This window comes from Weissella uvarum, from assembly GCF_016908785.1.
Classification (GTDB): domain Bacteria; phylum Bacillota; class Bacilli; order Lactobacillales; family Lactobacillaceae; genus Weissella; species Weissella uvarum.
In genome coordinates this window covers 108,824-129,078 of record NZ_JAFBEO010000002.1, presented here as the reverse complement: position 1 = coordinate 129,078, position 20,255 = coordinate 108,824, and the positions used below count along the sequence as shown (strand labels likewise).

Here is a 20,255-nt window from a genome sequence, read left to right as displayed (position 1 = left end):
ACCAATCCAAACGATATTTTGTTGACTATACCATTTTAGCTCTGTTACAATGAAGTTTGTAATAATAAAAGTAAAAGCTTCTAGGTAAGGAGATTATAAATATGTATTGTGGAATTGTTGGTTATACTGGATTAAATTATCAATCAGCGCCAATCCTTTTGAAAGGACTACAAAAGCTAGAGTACCGGGGTTATGATTCAGCTGGTATCTTTGTGCCTGATGTTGCTGATAACGAGGACCAATGGGTGAAAGAAAAGGGCCGTGTCTCTGAATTAGCTGATTTGGTCGATCGTTCTGAAGTTAAGGGAACATCTGGTATTGCTCACACTCGTTGGGCCACACATGGTAGCCCATCTGTTGAAAATGCACACCCACAACGTAGTGCCAACGAGCGCTTCTATCTTGTGCACAACGGGGTGATTGAAAACTATCTTGAATTGAAGCATAAGTATTTAACAGATGTACCATTTGTTTCTGATACTGACACAGAAGTGGCCGTGCAATTGGTGGCTAAGTTTGTTGATGAAGGACTTTCTACGTTTGATGCTTTGCAAAAGATGACTAGTCTTTTGGCTGATAATTCAGCGTACGGTTTCTTGTTGATGGATGACCAAGAGCCTGACACGATGTATGTTGCTAAGCGTAAGTCACCACTTTTGATTGGAATTGGAAAAGACTTCAATGTTGTAACTTCTGATGCGGTTGCCATGCTTGATGAAACGCACGACTTCATTGAATTAAATGACGATGAAATTGGTATTATTAAGCCAGAATCTGTTCAACTGTTCGATAAGGATGGTAACGAAATTCATCGTGAACCATTCCATGTGGATATTGATGCTTCTGAAACTGATAAGGGTACTTACGAGTACTACATGCTTAAGGAAATCGATGAGCAACCAGTTGCCATTCGTCGCTTGCTTGATAAGTATTTTGGTGATAATGGTGAAATTTTGATTGGTGATCAATTGCTTGAGGACGTTAAGGCATCTGATCGTATTTATATCATTGCAGCTGGAACATCTTACCATGCTGGTTTGATTGGTGCGCGGATGTTTGAAAAGTGGGCTGGTGTACCAACTGAAGTGCATGTTTCTTCAGAATTTGCTTATGAGCAACCACTACTTTCAGACAAGCCATTCTTTATCTTCCTTTCACAATCTGGGGAAACAGCTGACTCACGTGAAGTTTTGCAAAACGTTAACCGTGCTGGCTTCAAGTCATTGACGATGACTAACGTTGAAAAGTCAACTTTGTGGCGTGAAGCTACTTATGCATTGCCTTTGTATGCTGGACCAGAAATTGCCGTGGCTTCAACTAAGGCGTATGTTGCCCAAGTTGCCTTGCAATCTATTTTGGCCTATGCATTATCAGATCGGACTGATCTAGATCTTGAACAAGAACTATCAAAGATTGCGGTTGATATTCAAGCAATTGTTGACGATAAGGCTGTCTTCGAAGAAGTCGCACAAAAGTTGCTTGTTCCAGCTCACAGCACTTTCTACATTGGCCGTGGTGCTGATGCGGATGTATCTCTTGAAGCTGCCTTGAAGCTTAAGGAAGTTTCATATGTACAAGCTGAAGGATTTGCCGCTGGTGAATTGAAGCATGGTACTTTGGCATTGATTGAAGATGGTACACCAGTTATTGCTTTGATGACGCAACCAAAGACGGCTGGTTTGGTTCGTGGTAATATTGCTGAAACTGAAGCACGTGGTGCAAATACTTACACAATTACAACTAAGGCTTTGGCTGAAGATGGTGACAATGGCTATGTTTTGCCAGATGTTGATCCATTGCTAGCGCCATTGCTAGCGGTTGTACCAACACAATTACTTGCTTACTATACTTCAAAGCTACGTGGTTTGGATGTTGACCATCCTCGTAACTTGGCTAAGTCAGTGACTGTGCAATAAACAAATTAAACTAAAACACATTTGATGAGACACGCTGGCGTGGAATCGTTTAATGTGTTTTTTTACTACATGCTACAATTAGTTTGTTTTTTTTAAGTGGAACCAGGCTCGCAGGGCGCTTAAAAACTGCTATAATGAATTAGAATTAAAACGTGATAACATCAATTAACTTGATGCGCAACTAAAAGGAGAGTGCCATGAAATTAGCATCATTACCTGCGGAGTTTGAAGCCGCTTTACCAATCTTACAAACATTGGAAGCTGCCGGTTATGAAGCTTATTTTGTCGGTGGCTCGGTACGTGATACCTTATTAAACAAGCCTATCCATGATGTCGATATTGCAACGTCAGCTTTTCCAGCCGAGGTGAAAGCTTTATTTAAAAAGACGGTTGATACCGGGATTGAACATGGAACGGTCATGATTTTAGATCATGGGCAGGGATATGAAACAACGACATTCCGAACGGAATCAGATTATACTGATTATCGGCGCCCAGACGAAGTGACTTTTGTTCGTTCGTTAGAGGAAGATTTAAAGCGACGTGATTTTACGGTCAATGCTTTAGCCTTAAAGCCAGATGGTACAGTTGTCGATTTATTTGATGGGCTACAGGACTTAGAACACCATATTTTACGAGCAGTTGGTAAGCCCGAAGAACGCTTTCACGAAGATGCTTTACGAATGATGCGAGCCGCTCGTTTTGCTGCTCAATTAGGTTTTGAAATTGAACCAGAGACGCAAGCCGCGATTAAAGATAATGCGCAACTATTGGCGCATATTTCTGTTGAACGCGTGAATGTTGAATTTACAAAATTGATGCAAGGACCAGCAGCAAATTATGGTCTCTTGGAACTTTTGCGGGGACGACTTAATTTATATATGTATGGGTTAGAGGCAGCTGATATTGATTTGTTGGGCTATGCGGATTTATTGAAACAGGCCCAGCCGGCAAATGACCAACAAGCATGGGTGTTACTCGCCTTTGAATTAGGTTTGACGCCCGATGACACAGCCAGTTTCTTGCGCCAATGGAAGCATAGTCGTGAGATGATTAATACGGCTAGCCGCAGTATCACGCTTTTGAACGCATTGCGCTTAGACGATGTCTCAAATTGGCAGCTTTATTCCGTGGGGTCAGACATTCAAACCGCATTGGCAGTTGCTGATTTATCTGAATTAGTCGTGGATACAGATCGTTTGGCGCAACGTTATGATGCCTTACCAATTCATAGTAAGAAGGAATTGGCTGTAACGGGGGCGGATTTAATGCAGACTCTACAAATGCAACCAGGTCCGCAAATTGGGCAATTATTAAGTCAGGTTGAGCATGAGGTCGTTGAAAACCAAATTGCTAATGATAAAACAGCATTGCTTTATCGCATTGTTGAATTAACGAATAAAGAAAAGAAGTAAACTATGAAACAACTACGTGCAACAGATTTAACCAGTGTCTATGGTGAAAAAACACAACTAGATCATGTCTCATTCCTAGTTGAAACCGGTGATCGGATTGGGGTGATTGGGGTTAATGGATCAGGAAAAACAACACTCCTTAATGCCATTGCCGGGGTAAACCCAGCCGATTCAGGCACGATTGAGACACCAAACGATTATACGATTGGGTATTTACAACAAGATCCACAATTAGATGATAATAAAAAGGTACTAGATGCCATTTTTTCTGGTGCACAACCAGTTTTTCAGTTGATTCGTGATTATGAGGCTGCTCTGGATGCATATGCCACCAATCCTGAGGATAAGAAAGTTGAAGCTAATTTTACGCGTTTACAAGCGCAAATGGATCAAGATGATGCTTGGCTAGCTGAATCAGAAGTGAAAGCTATTCTCACGCAATTGCATTTGCCTGATTTGAATTTAAAAGTTGGCCAATTATCTGGTGGGCAACGTAAGCGTGTGGGCTTAGCCCAAGTGCTAATTCAGGCCCCTGATTTATTGCTATTGGATGAACCAACGAATCATTTGGATTTCGATTCCATTGCTTGGTTGGAAAAATATCTAAGTGAATATCGTGGGGCCGTGATGACGGTAACGCATGATCGTTATTTCTTGGATAATGTGACGAATCGTATTTTTGAACTTTCATTCGGTCATCTATATGAATATACCGGTAACTATCAAGCTTTCGTTGAAGCCAAGGCTGAACGGGTTGCCGCATCTAAGGTTGCGGATCATAAAAATGAACAATTATATAAAAAAGAATTGGCTTGGATGAAGACGGGCACAAAGGCCCGGTCAACTAAGCAAAAGGCTCGTGAAAATCGCTTTGCTGAAATTGCCGACAAGCGTGGAACCTTGCAACTTGATGATGAAGTGGAGGTGTCACTAGGACAGTCACGCTTGGGGAAAAAGGTTATTAATGTTGAACATGCTGATTTGAAATTTGATGATAAAGTTATCTTGGATGATTTTAATGAATTGATCCAAGCGCATCAACGGATTGGGATTACAGGACCAAATGGAACTGGGAAGTCAACTTTGTTGAATGTGATTGCAGGACGTCAGCCATTAGATTCAGGAATTGTTGATATTGGTGAGACAGTCCGCATGGCTTTTTATACGCAGCAAACTGAGCCAATTCCTGAAGACAAGCGGGTCATTGAATATTTGAGTGATGTTGCTGAGAGTGTCACCGACCAAGATGGTAACCGGGTCTCAGTTTCAGAATTATTGGAACAATTTTTGTTTCCAAGCATGATGCATGGTACCTTGATTCGTAAGTTGTCTGGGGGCGAAAAGCGGCGGCTTTACTTGCTTAAGCTCTTAATGCAAGCGCCAAATGTTTTGTTATTAGACGAGCCAACGAATGATTTGGATATTAGTACGTTAACGGTTTTGGAAGATTATTTACAAAAGTTCGTGGGTACGGTCATTACGGTGTCGCATGATCGTTACTTCTTGGATAAAGTGGCTGATCATTTGTTGATTCTGCATGGTCAAGGTCGGATTAGCCGTTATGATGGGCTTTTCTCTGATTATTTGAAGCAGTATGGTGCACCAACCTTTGAAAATGCACCCGTGAATGCTAAGGAAAATGCAACGCCAGTGTCAGAACAACCGGCCGATGAAGTTAAGCCAGTAGCAGAAGCGCCTAAAAAGAAGAAACTAACTTGGGCTGAAAAGCACGAATGGGAAACGATTGAAGATGAGATTGCCCAGCTTGAGGCTAAAGTTGAAGAAATTGAAGGCGCAATGAATGAGAATGGGGCCGATTTCACCAAATTAGGTGATTTACAACGTGAGTTAGATGCAACAAATGCTGATTTAGAAGCAAAAATGGATCGTTGGGCAGAATTATCTGAACGCATGGAGGATGAATAAATGGGAAATATTTCAATGATTTGGGCGCAGACGAATGATGGCACAATTGCCCTAAAGCGTGCGATTCCTTGGCATGAAAAATCTGATTTACAACTCTTTAAGAAGTTAACTTTGAATAAAATTGTGGTGATGGGGCGTCATACGATGGAAAGTTTTAATGGTCGGCCATTGCCTAAACGGACCAATTTAGTATTAACGCATGATCACGATTTGGTTGTACCAGAAGGCTTTCAAAAGGTTTACTCCGTGGCTGAGGTATTAGAATTGATGGAAGCTGCTGACCAAGATTTGGCGGTAATCGGTGGTAAGCCAATTTATGAGGCCTTCTATGATGTTGCCAATACACTGTATGTTACGTATTTAGATACTGACTTTACCGGTGATGTCCAGATGCCAACAGTTGATAAGACGGTTTGGCAAGGTGAACAAATCGCGCAAGGTGTGCATAATGATGAGGATGATTATGATTTTGAAACGGTAGCTTATACCCGACGTTAATCAAATTGCGTTTTTCTTCACATGAAACATGACTTCTTGCAAAAAAAGGCGTAAACTATAGGTAAATGATTGGATAGGTGGTGAAGCTTATGAAGTATGTAACATTGTTCTTTTGGACCTTTATTTTGGGTGAGGTCTTAGGTTATATTGCGAGTGCCTTAATGGCAGTGAGTTATGATGCAACGACTGTTTCGCTGTTTTCAGCAATCATTGCTTCAGTGGCAGCAATCGTTGCGTTGTTGATTTCAAAGTCATCAACGCCAAAAATCCATCAACATCAAGATTAAAGAAAAGAAATCAATCTTTTATGAGATTGGTTTTTTTATTTTCTGTTTTTTCCTAAAAATGCTATGATTAAAGCACTAAATTAAAAGCGATGCTAGAAAGGAGGGACGTGATGGTACCATTAAAAACAACGTCAGCCTATAGTTTGCTAAAAAGCCCGATGCTGCCACAACAATTGGTACAAGCAGCGAAACAAAAGGGTTATTCAGCAGTTGCCTTGACTGACATTAACACATTGTATGGCCTAAATGATTTTTATCAAGAAGCACAAAAGAGTGATATTAAACCAATCATGGGCTTAACCGCTAATCTGACGGGAACGGTGCTATCACAGACTTATCCGCTTGTTTTTCTAGTTGAAAATCAGACTGGTTATGCCAATCTTTTGGCGTTAAGTAGTCGGGTGATGACACAGACACAACAACCAACGCTTGCCGATATCCAAGACTTATTGGAAGGTTTGTATGTCGTTTTTCCAACGGTTAGTGAATTATCAGTACTGCTAAGTTCAGGAGAAACGGAGGCGGCACAACTTTTGGAGGCGACACAAGCCATTGTGCCAGCAGAACATCTCTTGATTGGTGTTAGTCCACAAATGGCATCGGAGCGTTTAGCTAGTTTACGGCAATTGGCACAGGCACAGTCAATTCCTTTTGTTGCTTTTCAAGAAGTGGCCTATGCTGAACCTCAAGATCATTTTGCGTTAGAAGTTATTGAAAAAATTGGGCAGGGTGAGGTAATTCAAAATATTGGCCAGGTACAGGCTCAGCCTGCAGAAGGTTATTTACCAGAAGCTAATGATTGGGCGAATGCCTTTAACCAAGCCGGGTTAAGTGATGCAGTTGCTATGTCAGATTGGTTGGCTGAGCATAGCTTTTTTGAGCCCAAGGTGCAAAGTAACAATTTACCATCAATTGATTTACCGGCTGATACAACGCCCAAGCAATATTTACAACAATTAGCCCAGCAAGGCTTAATGCAACGGGTTCCGGATTCGGATGAAAAATATCAAGAGCGTTTAGCTTATGAATTGAGCGTTATTGATGAATTAGGCTTTGATGACTACTTTTTGATTGTGTGGGATGTCATGAATTACATGCATCAAGAAGATATTCGCACTGGCCCCGGACGTGGATCAGTTGCGGGTTCACTCGTGGCTTATGCATTGGGAATTACCGATGTCGATCCAATTCAGTATGATTTACTCTTTGAACGTTTTTTGAATCCCGAACGGGCTCAAATGCCGGATATAGATATTGATATTCCAGACAATCGTCGGGAACAAGTCTTGAACTATTTGCACGAAAAATATGGGCATGAACAAGTTGCACAGATTATTACCTTTTCGACGATGAGTGCACGAGCTGTTATTCGTGATGTAGCTCGAGTCTTTGGTTTAAATCCAAGTCAAATTGATCAACTATCCAAGACGATTCCACGTCAGTTAAATTTGACACTGGATGCTGCTTATCAAGAATCACAGGCGTTTCGGAATGCTTTATACGATTTGCCAGTCGATGGTGAACTTTTATTTGATACTGCGAAACGGTTAGAAGGGTTGCCACGTAATGCTTCCCTCCATGCGGCGGGGGTAGTCTTATCTGCAACGCCTATTCAAGAAACAATTCCGGTGCAATTAGGTGAAGATGGTCGCTTAGTGACCCAATTCCCGAAAGGGCCAGTTGAAGCGTTAGGCATGCTTAAAATGGATTTCTTAGCCCTTTCTAACTTAAATATTTTGGATACAGCTTTACGCGAAGTCCAAAAACAAACGCCTGATTTTAATATTAATGAAATTGATTTAAATGATCCGCAAACCTTGGCCTTGTTTCAAAAAGGACAAACCAATGGGGTTTTCCAATTTGAGTCAGCGGGCATGAAGAATATGCTACGTCAAATGCATCCGGATAGTTTTGAGGATATCGTGGCAGCAAATGCGCTCTTTCGACCCGGTCCAAGTCAAAATATTGGCCACTTTATTGCGCGAAAACATGGTCAAGAAGCACAAGCCGTGCCAGATCCAAGCTTAGAAGAAATTCTAGCGCCTACGTATGGCATTATTGTATATCAAGAGCAAGTGATGCGAGTAGCTGAGCAATTTGCTGGTTTTTCATTGGGACAAGCCGATTTGTTACGACGGGCGATGTCGAAAAAAGATTCAAATAAGTTAGCAACTTTAAAGGATGATTTTGTGGCCGGTGCAATTAAGCTGGGACATACGGAACAATTAGCCCAAGAAGTTTATAGTTATATTGAGACTTTTGCGCAGTATGGCTTCAACCGTTCGCATGCGGTGGCATATTCTAAGTTAGCTTTTCAAATTGCCTATGTAAAGGTGCATTATCCATTGGCTTTCTTCAAAGCGGTTTTAAATGATGCAATTGCTGATAAGACAAAGATTAGCACATATATTGCTGAAGCACGTTCTGCAGGGGTCACAGTGAAAGGACCTAGCATTAACCAAAGCTGGCAAGGTTACAGTGTTAACCAGCAAGGTCAATTACAGATGGGACTAGCATCAATTAGTGGCTTGCGTCGGGATTTTCGTGAAGCGATTATCACGGCTCGACAGGAGCACCATGGGTTTGCTGACTTGACGCAATTTATAGGTAGTTTACCTAATAAATATCGAAAAGTTGCTCAATTAGAGCCGTTGGTTTATGTTGGAGCGTTCGATGAATTTAACTCAAATCGACGGGCTTTATTGGAATCATTGCAGGCTTATCTAGATGCAGTCGGTTTAGCTGGTGATTCAATGTCACTTTTTAAGACCTTGACGCCTAAAGTCCGTGATATTGCCGACTTTTCGGATTCTGAGAAATTGGCATATGAACATGATTATCTTGGTGTTTATTTAAGTGGCCATCCAATTGAAGCTTATCTTGGTCAAGCGCATCAAGATATTAATACTTTGGTTACGGGTATGGAACATGCTAAGCTGATTGGTTATATTCAAAATGTGAAAGTGATTCGGACTAAAAAAGGCGATCAGATGGCTTTTGTGGATGTGATGGATTTAACGGGCGAAATATCGATTACGGTATTCCCCCGCTTATTCCAACAACTTAACTTTGAACTGAAAGCAGGGGTGACCCTATTAATTGAAGGTAAAGTTGAGCAACAGCGTGGTCGGGATGCTTTACAGGTGATTGCCAATCACATTAGCTTAGCGCAGGCGCCAGCTGGTGCTGAGTCTGAGACTAATTCAGTTACTGGCCGTTGGTTCTTGAGAATACCGGCAGCTGCTCCGTCTGAAGCAGTGTTACAGGAGCTTCAAAACATTATTAGTCAACATCATGGAACTAACCCGGTTTTGGTGGTGGATGAGCAAACTGGCAAAAAGATTGTTCTAGCGGATAATCAACGTCTAGATAATCAGCCAGCAACTCAACAAGCTTTACAGGGATTATTAGGTCAAAATAATGTGGTGTTTAAAGCGTCAACAGAATAGGTTTACAACACGCGTTGGTTGTAAACCTTTTTTTGCTAGCGCTGCCTTTGGTAACAAATACTTTACAATTTGAAAAGTAAGCTATAAGGATAGTGCGACATGCGTTACAATAATATGAATAAAATGATTTACTGAATTAAAAAGCGCTTCATAAACGAATTGGGGAATAATATGGTAGAAGCAAAAGTTGTTACAGCAGAAGATGTGCATCAAACTGTTGCTAGTTATATGGATGCTGACCAGGTCGATAAGGTCGATCGGGCATATGCTTTCGCTGCAAATTTACATGAAAATCAAAGCCGTCAGTCTGGTGAGCCGTATATTATGCACCCCATCCAGGTTGCTGGGATTCTGGCTGACCTAAAAATGGATGCAGACACCATTGCAGCTGGTTATTTGCATGATGTCATTGAAGATACTGACGCAACGCTGGAACAATTAACGGACCAATTTGGGGCGGATGTGGCCAACATTGTTGATGGCGTTTCCAAAATTTCAAAAATTAAATATAAGTCATCTCGTGAGCAGTTGGCCGAAAATCATCGTAAGCTGCTCTTAGCCATGTCAAACGATATTCGGGTGATTATTGTAAAATTAGCCGATCGTTTACATAATATGCGTACGCTGGATGCCTTGCGGCCTGAAAAGCAAAAACGAATTGCTTCAGAGACGTTAGAGATTTACGCACCTTTGGCTGATCGTTTAGGTATTATGACGATTAAATGGGAACTGGAAGATTTATCTTTACGCTATTTGGACTCAGAAGCGTATCATGAAATCGCCAGTGCCATGAAAATGCGCCGGCAAGAACGCCTGGACATTGTTGAACAAGCTGTGGCAGAAATCGAACAAACTATTCAAGACTTGCACTTGGAAAATGTAGATGTCTATGGACGACCAAAGCATATTTATTCTATCTATCGTAAGATGGTGGATAAGAAAAAGAACTTTGATGAGATTTATGATTTATCAGCAATTCGGGTTATCGTGGATTCCATTCCAGATTGTTACGCGGTCTTAGGCTCAATCCATGCCCGTTGGACACCAATGCCGGGGCGGTTTAAGGATTACATTGCGTTACCAAAGGCTAATGGTTATCAATCGTTACATACAACGGTGATTGGACCGAGTGGACGGCCTTTGGAAGTGCAGATTCGGACCCATCAAATGCATGAAGTGGCTGAATATGGAGTTGCTGCCCATTGGGCCTATAAAGAGGGTAATACTGATGGTGCAGATGTATCAGACAACGATGAACAAAAGTTGAATGTGATTCAAGGTATCCTAGATTTGAAAGATGATGCCCGTGATGCCGATGACTTTATGGAATCCGTTAAAGGAGATCTATTCTCAGATCGCGTGTACGCTTTTACTCCACAAGGTGATGTGATTGAGTTGGCTAAAGGATCCGGACCATTAGATATGGCCTATGCTATTCACACAAATATTGGTAATCATACAACTGGGGCGCGGGTTAATGAACATATCGTGCCATTGGATTATCAACTAAAGACTGGGGATATCGTTGAGATTATCACTTCACCAACTGCTAAGCCCAGCCGTGATTGGCTTGATTTAGTGTCAACGCGCCGTGCCCGCAATAAAATTCGACAATATTTCCGTAAACAGGATCGTGACGAAAATGTTGAAGCTGGTAAGGCCATGTTAACTGATTGGTTAAAAAACGAAGGCTACAATCCGGTTGAAATTTTAACGCCTGAAAACGAAGCTGTGGCGACTGAAAAAACGCATTTCAATAGTCCAGATGATCTCTACGCTAGTATTGGTTTTGGTGACACTAAACCACAGGGTGTTGCAAATAAATTTACAGAAGCTAAGCGAGCTGAGTTAGAAGTTGAACGACAAGAAGCCGAGCAGAAGGCGATTCTAGAAGAACACGAGACCATTGAAAATGATAGCAAGCCTGATAAAGAGCAACGTGGGAAAAAAGATCGGGTGGTTATTGATGGTGTGGATAATCTATTAATTCGCTTAGGACACTGTTGTACGCCAGTGCCGGGGGATGCAATCAAAGGTTATATTACGCGCGGCCGGGGGGTTTCAGTCCACCGGCTTGGATGTCCGAATTTACAAGCAGCCGCTGATCAAGGCCAACGTTTAATCGATGTGACTTGGGATGAGCAGGCTGAGGTTAATAATGAAGAATTTGAGGCCGACTTAAGTGTTCGTGGTATGAACCGTGAAAAATTATTAAGTGATGTCATGCGGGCCGTAACCGCGAATACGAAGAAGTTATTATCAATCAATGGTCGGATTGAAAATAAAAATGAAGCCCATATTTCGTTAACTGTTGGTGTGCGTAATTTAGATCAACTGGAACATTTAATGGACGTTATTCGCAGTGTGCCTGATATTTATGAAGTTGAGCGAGTGTTTAAATAAATGAAAATTGTGCTACAACGTGTGAAATCTGCAGAAGTTTCAGTGGATGATGAGTGCTTGGGCCAGATTGGTATAGGTTATGTTTTATTGGTGGCTATCCGAGATTCGGACACGCTTGAGGATGTCGATTATCTAGTTCGCAAGATAGTGAATTTAAGATTTTTTGAAGACGCATCATCAAAAATGAACTTAAGTATAAGAGATGTAGGTGGTTCAATATTATCAATCTCTCAATTTACATTGTATGCCAATACGCGTAAGGGAAATCGGCCTAGTTTCACCGATGCTGGAGCGCCTGACTTTGCCAAGTAAATGTACGAGACCTTTAATGCTAAATTGCGTGAGACGGGTCTAGCCGTTGCGACAGGCCGTTTTGGTGCCGATATGCAAGTTGCTTTAGTGAATGAGGGGCCGGCGACCCTTGTACTGGATACTGAAAATAAATGATACGTTGATGTGAATGTTGCGACTGGATATAACGTATGTTAATATAAGTTTTATGTATTTGTAATTTTTTTGAAAGAAAATTCTTTCGGAATTTGTTATAATGGTACATGTAATTAACTTAATCATAAAAAGGGGAGAATGTTATGTCAGAAAAGTTGATTCAACTTCGCGTTGAAGACAGTGTTAAGGATAAAGCCGATGAAATCTTTAAAGCACAAGGGTTAACGACTCAAACTGCAATTAAGATCTTTTTGACGCAAGTTGCTAATACAGGTCAATCACCATTTGATAACTTGTTTTCAGGAAAGTAAATAAAAAACTTCGGTTGAGCAAAATGCTTCAAGATCGACTATTTGGGGGAATAGTCATTCTTGAAGTATTTTTTTTAGAGAAAGTGAGGGAGTATGCAAATTATTGCGTTTTTAATTTTAATTGTTGCTGCACTAGTGGGGGGGAAAATTGCCACTAAGTTGGGCCTATCAAATGTGGTAGGTCAATTGATTGCTGGAATCGTTGTGGGACCAGCTATGTTAAATTGGGTACCAAGCCTCCACAGTATCCATACGTTTGGGGAGTTGGGCGTGCTTTTGCTAATGTTGAATGCGGGACTCGAAACTGATGTGAAACAATTAAAAGAGAATATGAAGCCAGCATCTTTGGCAGCTATCTTTGGGGTTTTGCTACCTTTAATTGTTTTCCCAGCTTTAGCCTTAGTCTTTGGGATTAACTGGAAGACGGCAATTTTTTGGGGAATTGTCTTTGCCGCAACATCAGTTTCAATTACTTTGGCGGTGCTCAATGAGCAGGGAAAGTTGACGAGTACACCAGGAGCTGTGATTTTGGGGGCAGCGGTACTGGATGATATTATCGCGTTGTTGTTAGTAGCTGTCTTTACCATGTTCTTGGGTGGATCAGGTTTAGGCTTAGATTCAGTGATGCCATTAGTCGCTTTTGCCGTCGGTATTTTGATGCGCCGTTGGGCTCACTCGGATAAATTCCTGGAGTTGAGTGATACTTTTGGAAAATGGACTTTGTTCCCCATTTTCTTTGGCTCAATCGGTTTGATGATTAGCTTTGATAATTTCATGAATGAAATTTTATTATTGGTTATTCTAACAGTTGCTGCTGTGGCAACAAAGTATTTTGGTTCGGTTTGGGGAGCCCGTCTCGGTGGAATCAGTGCGGTCGATAGTCGTGCGGTTGGTGCTGGAATGGTGTCACGTGGTGAGATGGCGCTCGTCATTGTTCAAATTGGTTTGGGGGCTAATATCATTAATGAAATGGAATTCTCAAGCTTTGTGATTGTGATTATTTTGTCGACGATTATTGCCCCAATTATGTTGCGACCACTTTTGAACAAAGTGACTGACTAGAAAAGTTGTGCGGTCCAAATTGCTATCGATCAGGTAAATGCAGTATACTAGTGTCTGAATATCGGATAGACGAAAGAGGATAGAGAATGATTCAGCCAATTATGAACGATGCTTTGCTCAAAGCATTGGATGTTGACGAACTAGATGTCCAAAACGAACAGTTACATCGGCTATTGGCGGATGCCACATTGTTAGTTCGCGGACACGAAACGGATGACACCTATGATTTTGATTTGGTGCCAGTAAATGGTGATGCACAACAGTTAGCGATTGATGCATACACAAATTGGGCCCAGTTAACCGGTGATGAAGCCGTATTTACGATGACTTTTGAAGCATTGATGTACCATATTTTGGAAGTTGATAGCATTCAGGGCATCATGCTGAACCAAAAACATTATTTACCAAAAAATGCTTTTGCACCTCATTCGAAAACGCTACTTGCGCCACTTGATGACCAAGAAACAGATGATTTGCAGTTGGAAGACCGCCTAGCACCATGGTTAGAAAAGCATGTTAAGAAAGCTTACTTAGGAAAAATTATTCAAAATAATGAAGTTGAATATGCCCTTATGTTAGAACCTTGGACAGACGATTTAAAAGCATCAGTGCAGACGTTTTGGGATAAATATCGCCAACAGAAGCCTGATGTGCCTCAGTTGAAGTTAGTCGAGGAAGATAGTGAAACTGGACAGTTTATGTTAGATCACTTGATTCCCATTTACAGCGCAAAATAAAAAGGAATCAATCAGTTATGATTGATTCCTTTTTTTATTAGTCTTTTTTAGGTTCTACTTCGTAACGTGGTGTCCGAAGTTCTTTACGCTGGGCTTTAGTTGGCTTGTACAAAAATGAGAAGTAAGCAGCACGCCAATCATCAAATGAAGCTGCTAATTCAGCAATATCATCAGGGATGTCTTCACGTGGAATCCGATCTAAGTCAGGATGCTTAGCAATATAGTCGGCCATCCAATTTTGAATTTTTTCGTGTCCGGCATTTTCTGCTTCAACATTAAACCAATTTGTTGGTTCGTATTGAATTTTTTCATCTGGCACTTCAAATAGTTCCATTGTGCCATGAACCTTGAAGGGACGAATTAATTTGACATCTGGGTTAAATTTCCAAATGTATTGACCATCTTCGGTTTTTTCAACGTCTTCTAATTGTACAACGGCCCCGGCCATGTTAGAAGGTAGGCCAGTTTCCTTAAGGGCGTATGATGTGATGAGTAAATCGCCGCGGTGATCTGTATTGAAATCATAGATAACACCTTTTTTAGCGCCAACTAAGATATCAATTAATACTTGTGGTTCCATACCAACTGCTTGCATATTGTTTTCCAACTTTCTTTATGATAATTCAATCCATTCTAGCAAATCCACGGGGGGCTTGCATGCTAATTTCTACTTTTCTTTTGAATATCTCACCGATGGCAGGCGATATTATCGCTGATTTCTGTTACACTAAACTATTGGAATAAATAATTACAAGTAACGAAAAATAAAGTTAAGAATATAAGGAGTACACGCGATGACACACACAGTCGGCGAAGTCGTCCAAGCCAAAATTATTGATGAAAATCAAACCGCTTTTTTTGCGCAAGTTGATGGCATCACTTATACGCTTGAAAAAAAACAGTTAGATGTACCAGCTGAAGTGGGACAAGTGGTTGAAGGATTTACTTATGAAAATAATCAACATGATTTAGCGCTTAGTTTAGAAATACCAGCAGTGCGCTTAGGACATTTTGCTTATGGTACGGTTACAGATATTCGTCGTGATTTAGGCGTTTTTGTGGATATTGGTTTGCCAGATAAGGATGTCGTGGTATCACTAGATGAGCTACCAACCTTAAAAGAGTTATGGCCGCAACGTGGCGATCAATTGTTAATCACTTTGCGTGTTGATAATAAAGAACGCCTTTGGGGGGAATTAGCTCCTGCTGAGGTTTATCAAGCCATGCGTGTTCCAGCTAAGAAGAATATGCAAAATAAAAATGTGAAGGCGACCGTTTATCGTTTGAAAATGGTTGGGACTTACGTGTTAACGGATGATTACCATTTTGGCTTTATCCATCCGGATGAACGCTATCGCGAACCACGCTTGGGCGAACATGTCGCTGCTCGCGTCATTGGTGTTCGTGATGATGGCACGTTAAATCTATCATTACGGCCACGGGCTTATGAATCAATTGGCGATGATGCCCAAATGATTCTAAATCTACTCAAGGCGAACCCCAAGCATATGTTGCCATATAACGATAAGTCTGATCCAAAGGCAATTAAGCAATATTTTAATATGTCGAAGGGACAATTTAAGCGCGCATTGGGCAATTTGTATAAACAACGTTTGATTACCCAAGATGAAAATGGGGTCTATTTAACGGAGAATGATGAGGCATAAATGATGGCACAAAAAGCACCAACGGTCGGACCATATACTGATCAATTAGCTGATTATCTGCATTATGTCACTGTGGAACGTGGCTTGTCGGCCAACACACGGACTTCATATCAGCAAGATTTGACACAGCTTTTTCAGTACTTGATTAAAGCCAAAGATGCGTGTGCCTTAAATGATGTTGATCGTTTTACCATTTTAGATTTTTTGAAACAATTGGAAACTGAAGGTAAATCGCGAAATTCAGTGATTCATATGGTTTCGTCTCTACGAAAATTTTTCGAGTATGCATATGCGCAAGAAATGATTGAGAAAAATCCAATGGATCAAGTTGATCCACCTAAGAAAGCGCAACATTTACCAGCAGTACTTACTGTGGATGAAGTGGATGCTTTGTTAGCAGTGCCAGATACCAATACACCGTTGGGCTTACGGAATCGCACTTTGCTGGAGGTCATGTATGCCACGGGGCTACGGGTCAGTGAACTTGTGAATCTCAAACTAGATGATTTACACTTGGAAATTGGGCTCATTAAAACCTTGGGGAAAGGTGATAAAGAGCGAGTGATTCCAATCGGGGATATTGCAACCGATTGGTTACGTCGCTATTTGGCAGAAGGACGGCCGTTTTTAGGTAAGCAACAAGTTGCTGATGTGATCTTTTTAAATGATCATGGACGGCAATTGACCCGCCAAGGTGTTTGGAAATTAATCAAGCAGATGGTGCGCCAAGCAGGCATTACCAAGGATGTTTCGCCGCACACCTTACGGCATTCCTTTGCAACGCATATTTTGGAAAATGGGGCTGATTTACGAATTGTTCAAGAATTATTGGGCCATTCAGACATTTCAACCACCCAAATTTATACACATATTTCTGATAAACGACTAACTGAAGTGTATGATAAGACGCATCCACGTGCATAGTTAGTGAAAGGGGAGGACCGATGTTAATTACAGTAAGAGAAGATCAGCTTAAAATTGCCATGGGCTTTTTATCTTATTTACCGGAGTATAAGGACATTTCGGCCGCCCAACGTGAAATTGATTGGTATCAAAATGATGCTAACCGCCAATTACTTTTGTGGCAAGATACCGCAAGCCGGCACTATATTGCCTTTTTAGGTCTTGAGTATTTGTATGATGCGATTGTTGTGCATCAATTGATTTTTAGTGTTGAAGTGACTCCCAAGGAACGTTTGGATTTGCGTCAAGCTATTTTAGATGCTTTAAGTGTGCAGTATCCAAAAAAGACGATTATGGGAACGGTTAAAACCCAACACATTATTAATGACTGGCGGGAGGCTGGGCACATTGAGTGAGACCTTAAATTATCATTTGGAAGATTTTGACGGCCCATTAGATTTGTTGTTGCACCTGATTCGAGTGAATGAGATGGATATTTTTGATATCCAGATTGTTGAAATCACGCAACAGTATCTTGAATTTATTCATCAAGCTGAGGAACGCAATTTGGACATTGCGGGTGATTTCTTGGTGATGGCGGCGAACCTAATGGCAATTAAGTCCAATGATTTGTTACCAACGATGGATCCGGTCGATGATGATTTAGCGAATGTGGTCGATGAACCAGATCCAAAGGCCGATTTAATGCAACAGTTGTTGGAATATCAACAGTATCAAGCCGCAGCAACGCAATTACGTGAAATGGAAGAAGATCGGCAATTACAATTTTCACGGGCTCCGGAAACGGTGGATCCTTTAGCTGATGAACAAACACCCATTCCAACTCCAGTGGGGCTCCAAATTGCCGATTTGCAACAAGCCTTTGCAAAATTATTAGATCGTCGTCAGTTGCAGGTTGATAAGCAAAAAATGCGATCGTTGGCACCAGCGCGGCCTTCGATTGAGCACAAAATGACGCATATTATGGATCAATTTGCGACAACTCCGCGGTTAACTTTTGAAGCATTATTTGCGGAGCATCAAACAAAAGCAGATGTCATCGTGACTTTCTTGGGTGTTTTGGAGCTAGTCCGGCATCAACAGTTAGCGGTGCAGCAGGATGCCAACTTTGATGAAATTATTTTAGAAAAACAGGAATTAAGCGAGTAAGAGTATGTCTAACGAAGCACAAATTGAAGCCTTATTATTTGTTTCAGGGGATGAAGGCATTAAGTTATCTGAAATGACGGCAGCAACTGAGTTGTCAGCTGATACAGTGTTAGCCACGCTGCAGAAGTTACAAGAGAAATATGAGCATGATGATGAGTCAAGTTTGATGTTAGTTAAACATGGTGATCAATATCAATTGGTTACCAAGGCGGCTTTAGCCACAATTATTCACAATTATTTTACGGCGCCAATTACTTCGAATTTATCGCAATCAGCGTTAGAGGTCTTGGCAATCGTGGCATATCAGCAGCCGATTACTCGAATTGCAGTCGATGAAATTCGTGGTGTGAAGTCACACGCGATGTTACAAAAATTAGTATTACGAAACTTAATTAGCGTACAAGGACGTTCGGATGAAGTGGGTCGGCCTAATTTATACGGCACAACCGATTATTTTCTTGATTATTTTGGATTAGATCAGATTACGGATCTACCTGATTTGGGAACTGCGCAAACTTTGCAGAATTTACAGAGTAGTGAAGCTGTTCCAGAAGAAGTGCCTTTGTTTGAAGAGCATCCCTCAGCCTTTGCGACTGATTTGATTGATGAAAGTGAGAAAGAATAAAGATGGCAGAACGTTTACAGAAAGTGATGGCCCAAGCGGGGGTTGCATCACGACGCGCCTCAGAAAAGTTGATTGCCGATGGTCACGTGACGGTTAATGGTAAAAAAGTCACAGAATTGGGTACTAAAGTTGAACCACATGATCATGTGGAAGTGAATGGAGAACCAATTGAAGGCAATGAAAAATTAGTTTATTTCTTGTTGAATAAGCCTCGAGAAGTAATTACCGCTGCCTCAGATGATAAAAATCGAGCAACAGTTTTGGATATCTTATCTGATGTGCCACAACGTGTTTATCCAGTTGGCCGTTTGGATTATGATACAACCGGAGCATTGCTATTAACTAATGATGGTGCATTGGCCAATCAATTGATGCATCCAAAATTTAATATTGATAAAGTTTACGTGGCTAAAGTTAAAGGTATTCCTAGCAATGATGATTTGAAGGTATTGCGTTTGGGTGTGACCGTTCATACTATCGAGAATAAGCGCCATAAAACTTATCATGCAGCACCAGCGAAAGCTGAAATTGAAAGTGTTGATAAGGAAAAGCAAACTGCGATTGTGCGTTTAACCATTCATGAGGGCCGTTATCATCAGGTCAAGGAAATGCTTAAGGCTGTGGGACATCCAGTCTTAAAGTTGACGCGTGAACAATATGGGATGTTGGATGTTGCTAACTTGGCACCAGGTGAATATCGCGAATTAACATATGATGAAGTGAAGGCCTTGAAACAAGGTAAACAATATCGTCGTTCTGCTGGACGACTATAAAAGATGCGAAAAACTGCTAGTAAAACTAGCAGTTTTTTTGTTTTTAATATAAGATAATGATAGAACATATTTTAAATAAATAGGTACACCAATTACGATGTATGGATTGAAGGATAACAAAAATGAAAGTATTTGAAACGGGTGTAGACACCTTACATTTCCTCATTGCTTTTAATATTATTGTGGTCATCATTTTGGGTGCATACATAATTTCTGCAATTAGACATCATGATTTACGATCTTCAATGATTTTTGTCGTGCTTTTTGTGGGCTATTGCTTTATGATTATTGCTTTTGCAAATTGGAATCAAATTGAAGGTATTAATGATCCGATTGTATTTAGTAATAATCCAGTGATGAGAAATTAATAGTAGCGAAAATTTAATGATGGGGTACAGATTATGCAGGAAAAAGAAGGACAGACCCGTAGTAACCAACATAAACCTAAGCGTTCTAAAATGCAGAAAATTTATTTATTCTTGGTTTTGCTGATTGGTTTTGGTTTATTGGGTTTCTCAGTGTATATCGGCTATCAGGTTTTTTAGTAGTTAATCGAATTAGTTTTATAGATTTACATTTTTTAGAATTGGTGTGCGTATAGAGTAATAAGTAATGCTTTAAGAGTTGGAGCGCCTAAAGATTCAGTTAACTGATTCATAGTGTGCG

The 20,255-nt window shown here is 40.8% G+C and carries 19 protein-coding genes and 1 pseudogene; 19 read left to right on the top strand and 1 reads right to left on the bottom strand.

Annotated features, from left to right (window positions below):
• Positions 1-101 precede the first annotated feature (101 nt).
• The 11 genes and pseudogenes from glmS (at position 102) to JOC36_RS03100 (ending at position 14,451) form a co-directional block, all read left to right on the top strand.
• Positions 102-1,916: a glutamine--fructose-6-phosphate transaminase (isomerizing) gene (gene glmS / locus JOC36_RS03150; RefSeq protein WP_205145054.1), complete on the top strand. Its 1,815-nt coding sequence runs from the start codon at positions 102-104 to the stop codon at positions 1,914-1,916.
• A gap of 197 nt (positions 1,917-2,113) precedes the next feature.
• Positions 2,114-3,331, top strand: coding sequence for a CCA tRNA nucleotidyltransferase (locus tag JOC36_RS03145; protein WP_205145053.1), 1,218 nt, complete (start codon positions 2,114-2,116; stop codon positions 3,329-3,331).
• Positions 3,332-3,334: 3 nt separating this feature from the next.
• The gene (locus JOC36_RS03140; protein WP_205145052.1) at positions 3,335-5,257 is read left to right on the top strand and encodes an ABC-F family ATP-binding cassette domain-containing protein; all 1,923 of its coding nucleotides are present in this window, start codon (positions 3,335-3,337) and stop codon (positions 5,255-5,257) included.
• Entirely contained in the window at positions 5,258-5,755 is a 498-nt protein-coding gene (locus tag JOC36_RS03135; protein WP_205145051.1) for a dihydrofolate reductase, read from the top strand.
• An 89-nt stretch (positions 5,756-5,844) separates the two neighbouring features.
• Positions 5,845-6,042: a YjzD family protein gene (locus tag JOC36_RS03130; RefSeq protein ID WP_205145050.1), complete on the top strand. Its 198-nt coding sequence runs from the start codon at positions 5,845-5,847 to the stop codon at positions 6,040-6,042.
• 110 nt (positions 6,043-6,152) lie between these two features.
• A complete protein-coding gene (locus tag JOC36_RS03125) occupies positions 6,153-9,491 on the top strand; it encodes a DNA polymerase III subunit alpha (protein WP_205145049.1) in 3,339 nt (1,112 codons plus the stop codon).
• Positions 9,492-9,662: 171 nt separating this feature from the next.
• Positions 9,663-11,894 (top strand): RelA/SpoT family protein, encoded by a 2,232-nt coding sequence (locus JOC36_RS03120; RefSeq protein WP_205145048.1) that lies wholly within the window; start codon positions 9,663-9,665, stop codon positions 11,892-11,894.
• Positions 11,895-12,341, top strand: a pseudogene (gene dtd / locus JOC36_RS03115) (D-aminoacyl-tRNA deacylase).
• Between the two features lie 143 nt (positions 12,342-12,484).
• Positions 12,485-12,652 carry a type II toxin-antitoxin system RelB/DinJ family antitoxin gene (locus tag JOC36_RS03110; protein WP_205145047.1) on the top strand — a complete coding sequence of 56 codons (168 nt, stop codon included), beginning with the start codon at positions 12,485-12,487 and terminating at the stop codon, positions 12,650-12,652.
• 93 nt (positions 12,653-12,745) lie between these two features.
• Positions 12,746-13,714 carry a cation:proton antiporter gene (locus JOC36_RS03105; RefSeq protein ID WP_205145046.1) on the top strand — a complete coding sequence of 323 codons (969 nt, stop codon included), beginning with the start codon at positions 12,746-12,748 and terminating at the stop codon, positions 13,712-13,714.
• A gap of 86 nt (positions 13,715-13,800) precedes the next feature.
• Positions 13,801-14,451 carry a hypothetical protein gene (locus tag JOC36_RS03100; protein WP_205145045.1) on the top strand — a complete coding sequence of 217 codons (651 nt, stop codon included), beginning with the start codon at positions 13,801-13,803 and terminating at the stop codon, positions 14,449-14,451.
• Positions 14,452-14,488: 37 nt separating this feature from the next.
• On the opposite strand, the gene JOC36_RS03095 is transcribed toward JOC36_RS03100, so the two are convergent.
• Positions 14,489-15,058 carry a hypothetical protein gene (locus JOC36_RS03095; protein ID WP_239517518.1) on the bottom strand — a complete coding sequence of 190 codons (570 nt, stop codon included), beginning with the start codon at positions 15,056-15,058 and terminating at the stop codon, positions 14,489-14,491.
• Positions 15,059-15,245: 187 nt separating this feature from the next.
• Between JOC36_RS03095 and JOC36_RS03090 the strand changes: the two genes are divergently transcribed.
• The 8 genes from JOC36_RS03090 (at position 15,246) to JOC36_RS03055 (ending at position 20,134) form a co-directional block, all read left to right on the top strand.
• Positions 15,246-16,118 carry a CvfB family protein gene (locus JOC36_RS03090; RefSeq protein WP_205145044.1) on the top strand — a complete coding sequence of 291 codons (873 nt, stop codon included), beginning with the start codon at positions 15,246-15,248 and terminating at the stop codon, positions 16,116-16,118.
• A gap of 3 nt (positions 16,119-16,121) precedes the next feature.
• A complete protein-coding gene (gene xerD, locus JOC36_RS03085; RefSeq protein WP_420825614.1) occupies positions 16,122-17,042 on the top strand; it encodes a site-specific tyrosine recombinase XerD in 921 nt (306 codons plus the stop codon).
• Positions 17,043-17,062: 20 nt separating this feature from the next.
• Positions 17,063-17,437, top strand: coding sequence for a reductase (locus JOC36_RS03080; RefSeq protein ID WP_205145042.1), 375 nt, complete (start codon positions 17,063-17,065; stop codon positions 17,435-17,437).
• Positions 17,430-18,191 carry a segregation/condensation protein A gene (locus tag JOC36_RS03075; protein ID WP_205145041.1) on the top strand — a complete coding sequence of 254 codons (762 nt, stop codon included), beginning with the start codon at positions 17,430-17,432 and terminating at the stop codon, positions 18,189-18,191. The genes JOC36_RS03080 and JOC36_RS03075 overlap by 8 nt, the downstream gene beginning before the upstream one ends.
• A gap of 4 nt (positions 18,192-18,195) precedes the next feature.
• On the top strand, positions 18,196-18,816 hold the full coding sequence (gene scpB, locus JOC36_RS03070) for an SMC-Scp complex subunit ScpB (RefSeq protein ID WP_205145040.1): 621 nt from the start codon (positions 18,196-18,198) through the stop codon (positions 18,814-18,816).
• Positions 18,817-18,818: 2 nt separating this feature from the next.
• Positions 18,819-19,589 carry a pseudouridine synthase gene (locus tag JOC36_RS03065; RefSeq protein WP_205145039.1) on the top strand — a complete coding sequence of 257 codons (771 nt, stop codon included), beginning with the start codon at positions 18,819-18,821 and terminating at the stop codon, positions 19,587-19,589.
• Between the two features lie 122 nt (positions 19,590-19,711).
• A complete protein-coding gene (locus tag JOC36_RS03060) occupies positions 19,712-19,957 on the top strand; it encodes a hypothetical protein (protein WP_205145038.1) in 246 nt (81 codons plus the stop codon).
• Between the two features lie 33 nt (positions 19,958-19,990).
• Positions 19,991-20,134: a hypothetical protein gene (locus JOC36_RS03055; protein ID WP_205145037.1), complete on the top strand. Its 144-nt coding sequence runs from the start codon at positions 19,991-19,993 to the stop codon at positions 20,132-20,134.
• The last annotated feature ends 121 nt before the right edge of the window (positions 20,135-20,255 follow it).

Coding starts and splice junctions, on each gene's coding strand:
- glmS (WP_205145054.1), top strand. CDS start 102: ATGTATTGTGGAATTGTTGGTTATACTGGATTAAATTATCAATCAGCG.
- JOC36_RS03145 (WP_205145053.1), top strand. CDS start 2,114: ATGAAATTAGCATCATTACCTGCGGAGTTTGAAGCCGCTTTACCAATC.
- JOC36_RS03140 (WP_205145052.1), top strand. CDS start 3,335: ATGAAACAACTACGTGCAACAGATTTAACCAGTGTCTATGGTGAAAAA.
- JOC36_RS03135 (WP_205145051.1), top strand. CDS start 5,258: ATGGGAAATATTTCAATGATTTGGGCGCAGACGAATGATGGCACAATT.
- JOC36_RS03130 (WP_205145050.1), top strand. CDS start 5,845: ATGAAGTATGTAACATTGTTCTTTTGGACCTTTATTTTGGGTGAGGTC.
- JOC36_RS03125 (WP_205145049.1), top strand. CDS start 6,153: ATGGTACCATTAAAAACAACGTCAGCCTATAGTTTGCTAAAAAGCCCG.
- JOC36_RS03120 (WP_205145048.1), top strand. CDS start 9,663: ATGGTAGAAGCAAAAGTTGTTACAGCAGAAGATGTGCATCAAACTGTT.
- JOC36_RS03110 (WP_205145047.1), top strand. CDS start 12,485: ATGTCAGAAAAGTTGATTCAACTTCGCGTTGAAGACAGTGTTAAGGAT.
- JOC36_RS03105 (WP_205145046.1), top strand. CDS start 12,746: ATGCAAATTATTGCGTTTTTAATTTTAATTGTTGCTGCACTAGTGGGG.
- JOC36_RS03100 (WP_205145045.1), top strand. CDS start 13,801: ATGATTCAGCCAATTATGAACGATGCTTTGCTCAAAGCATTGGATGTT.
- JOC36_RS03090 (WP_205145044.1), top strand. CDS start 15,246: ATGACACACACAGTCGGCGAAGTCGTCCAAGCCAAAATTATTGATGAA.
- xerD (WP_420825614.1), top strand. CDS start 16,122: ATGGCACAAAAAGCACCAACGGTCGGACCATATACTGATCAATTAGCT.
- JOC36_RS03080 (WP_205145042.1), top strand. CDS start 17,063: ATGTTAATTACAGTAAGAGAAGATCAGCTTAAAATTGCCATGGGCTTT.
- scpB (WP_205145040.1), top strand. CDS start 18,196: ATGTCTAACGAAGCACAAATTGAAGCCTTATTATTTGTTTCAGGGGAT.
- JOC36_RS03065 (WP_205145039.1), top strand. CDS start 18,819: ATGGCAGAACGTTTACAGAAAGTGATGGCCCAAGCGGGGGTTGCATCA.
- JOC36_RS03060 (WP_205145038.1), top strand. CDS start 19,712: ATGAAAGTATTTGAAACGGGTGTAGACACCTTACATTTCCTCATTGCT.
- JOC36_RS03055 (WP_205145037.1), top strand. CDS start 19,991: ATGCAGGAAAAAGAAGGACAGACCCGTAGTAACCAACATAAACCTAAG.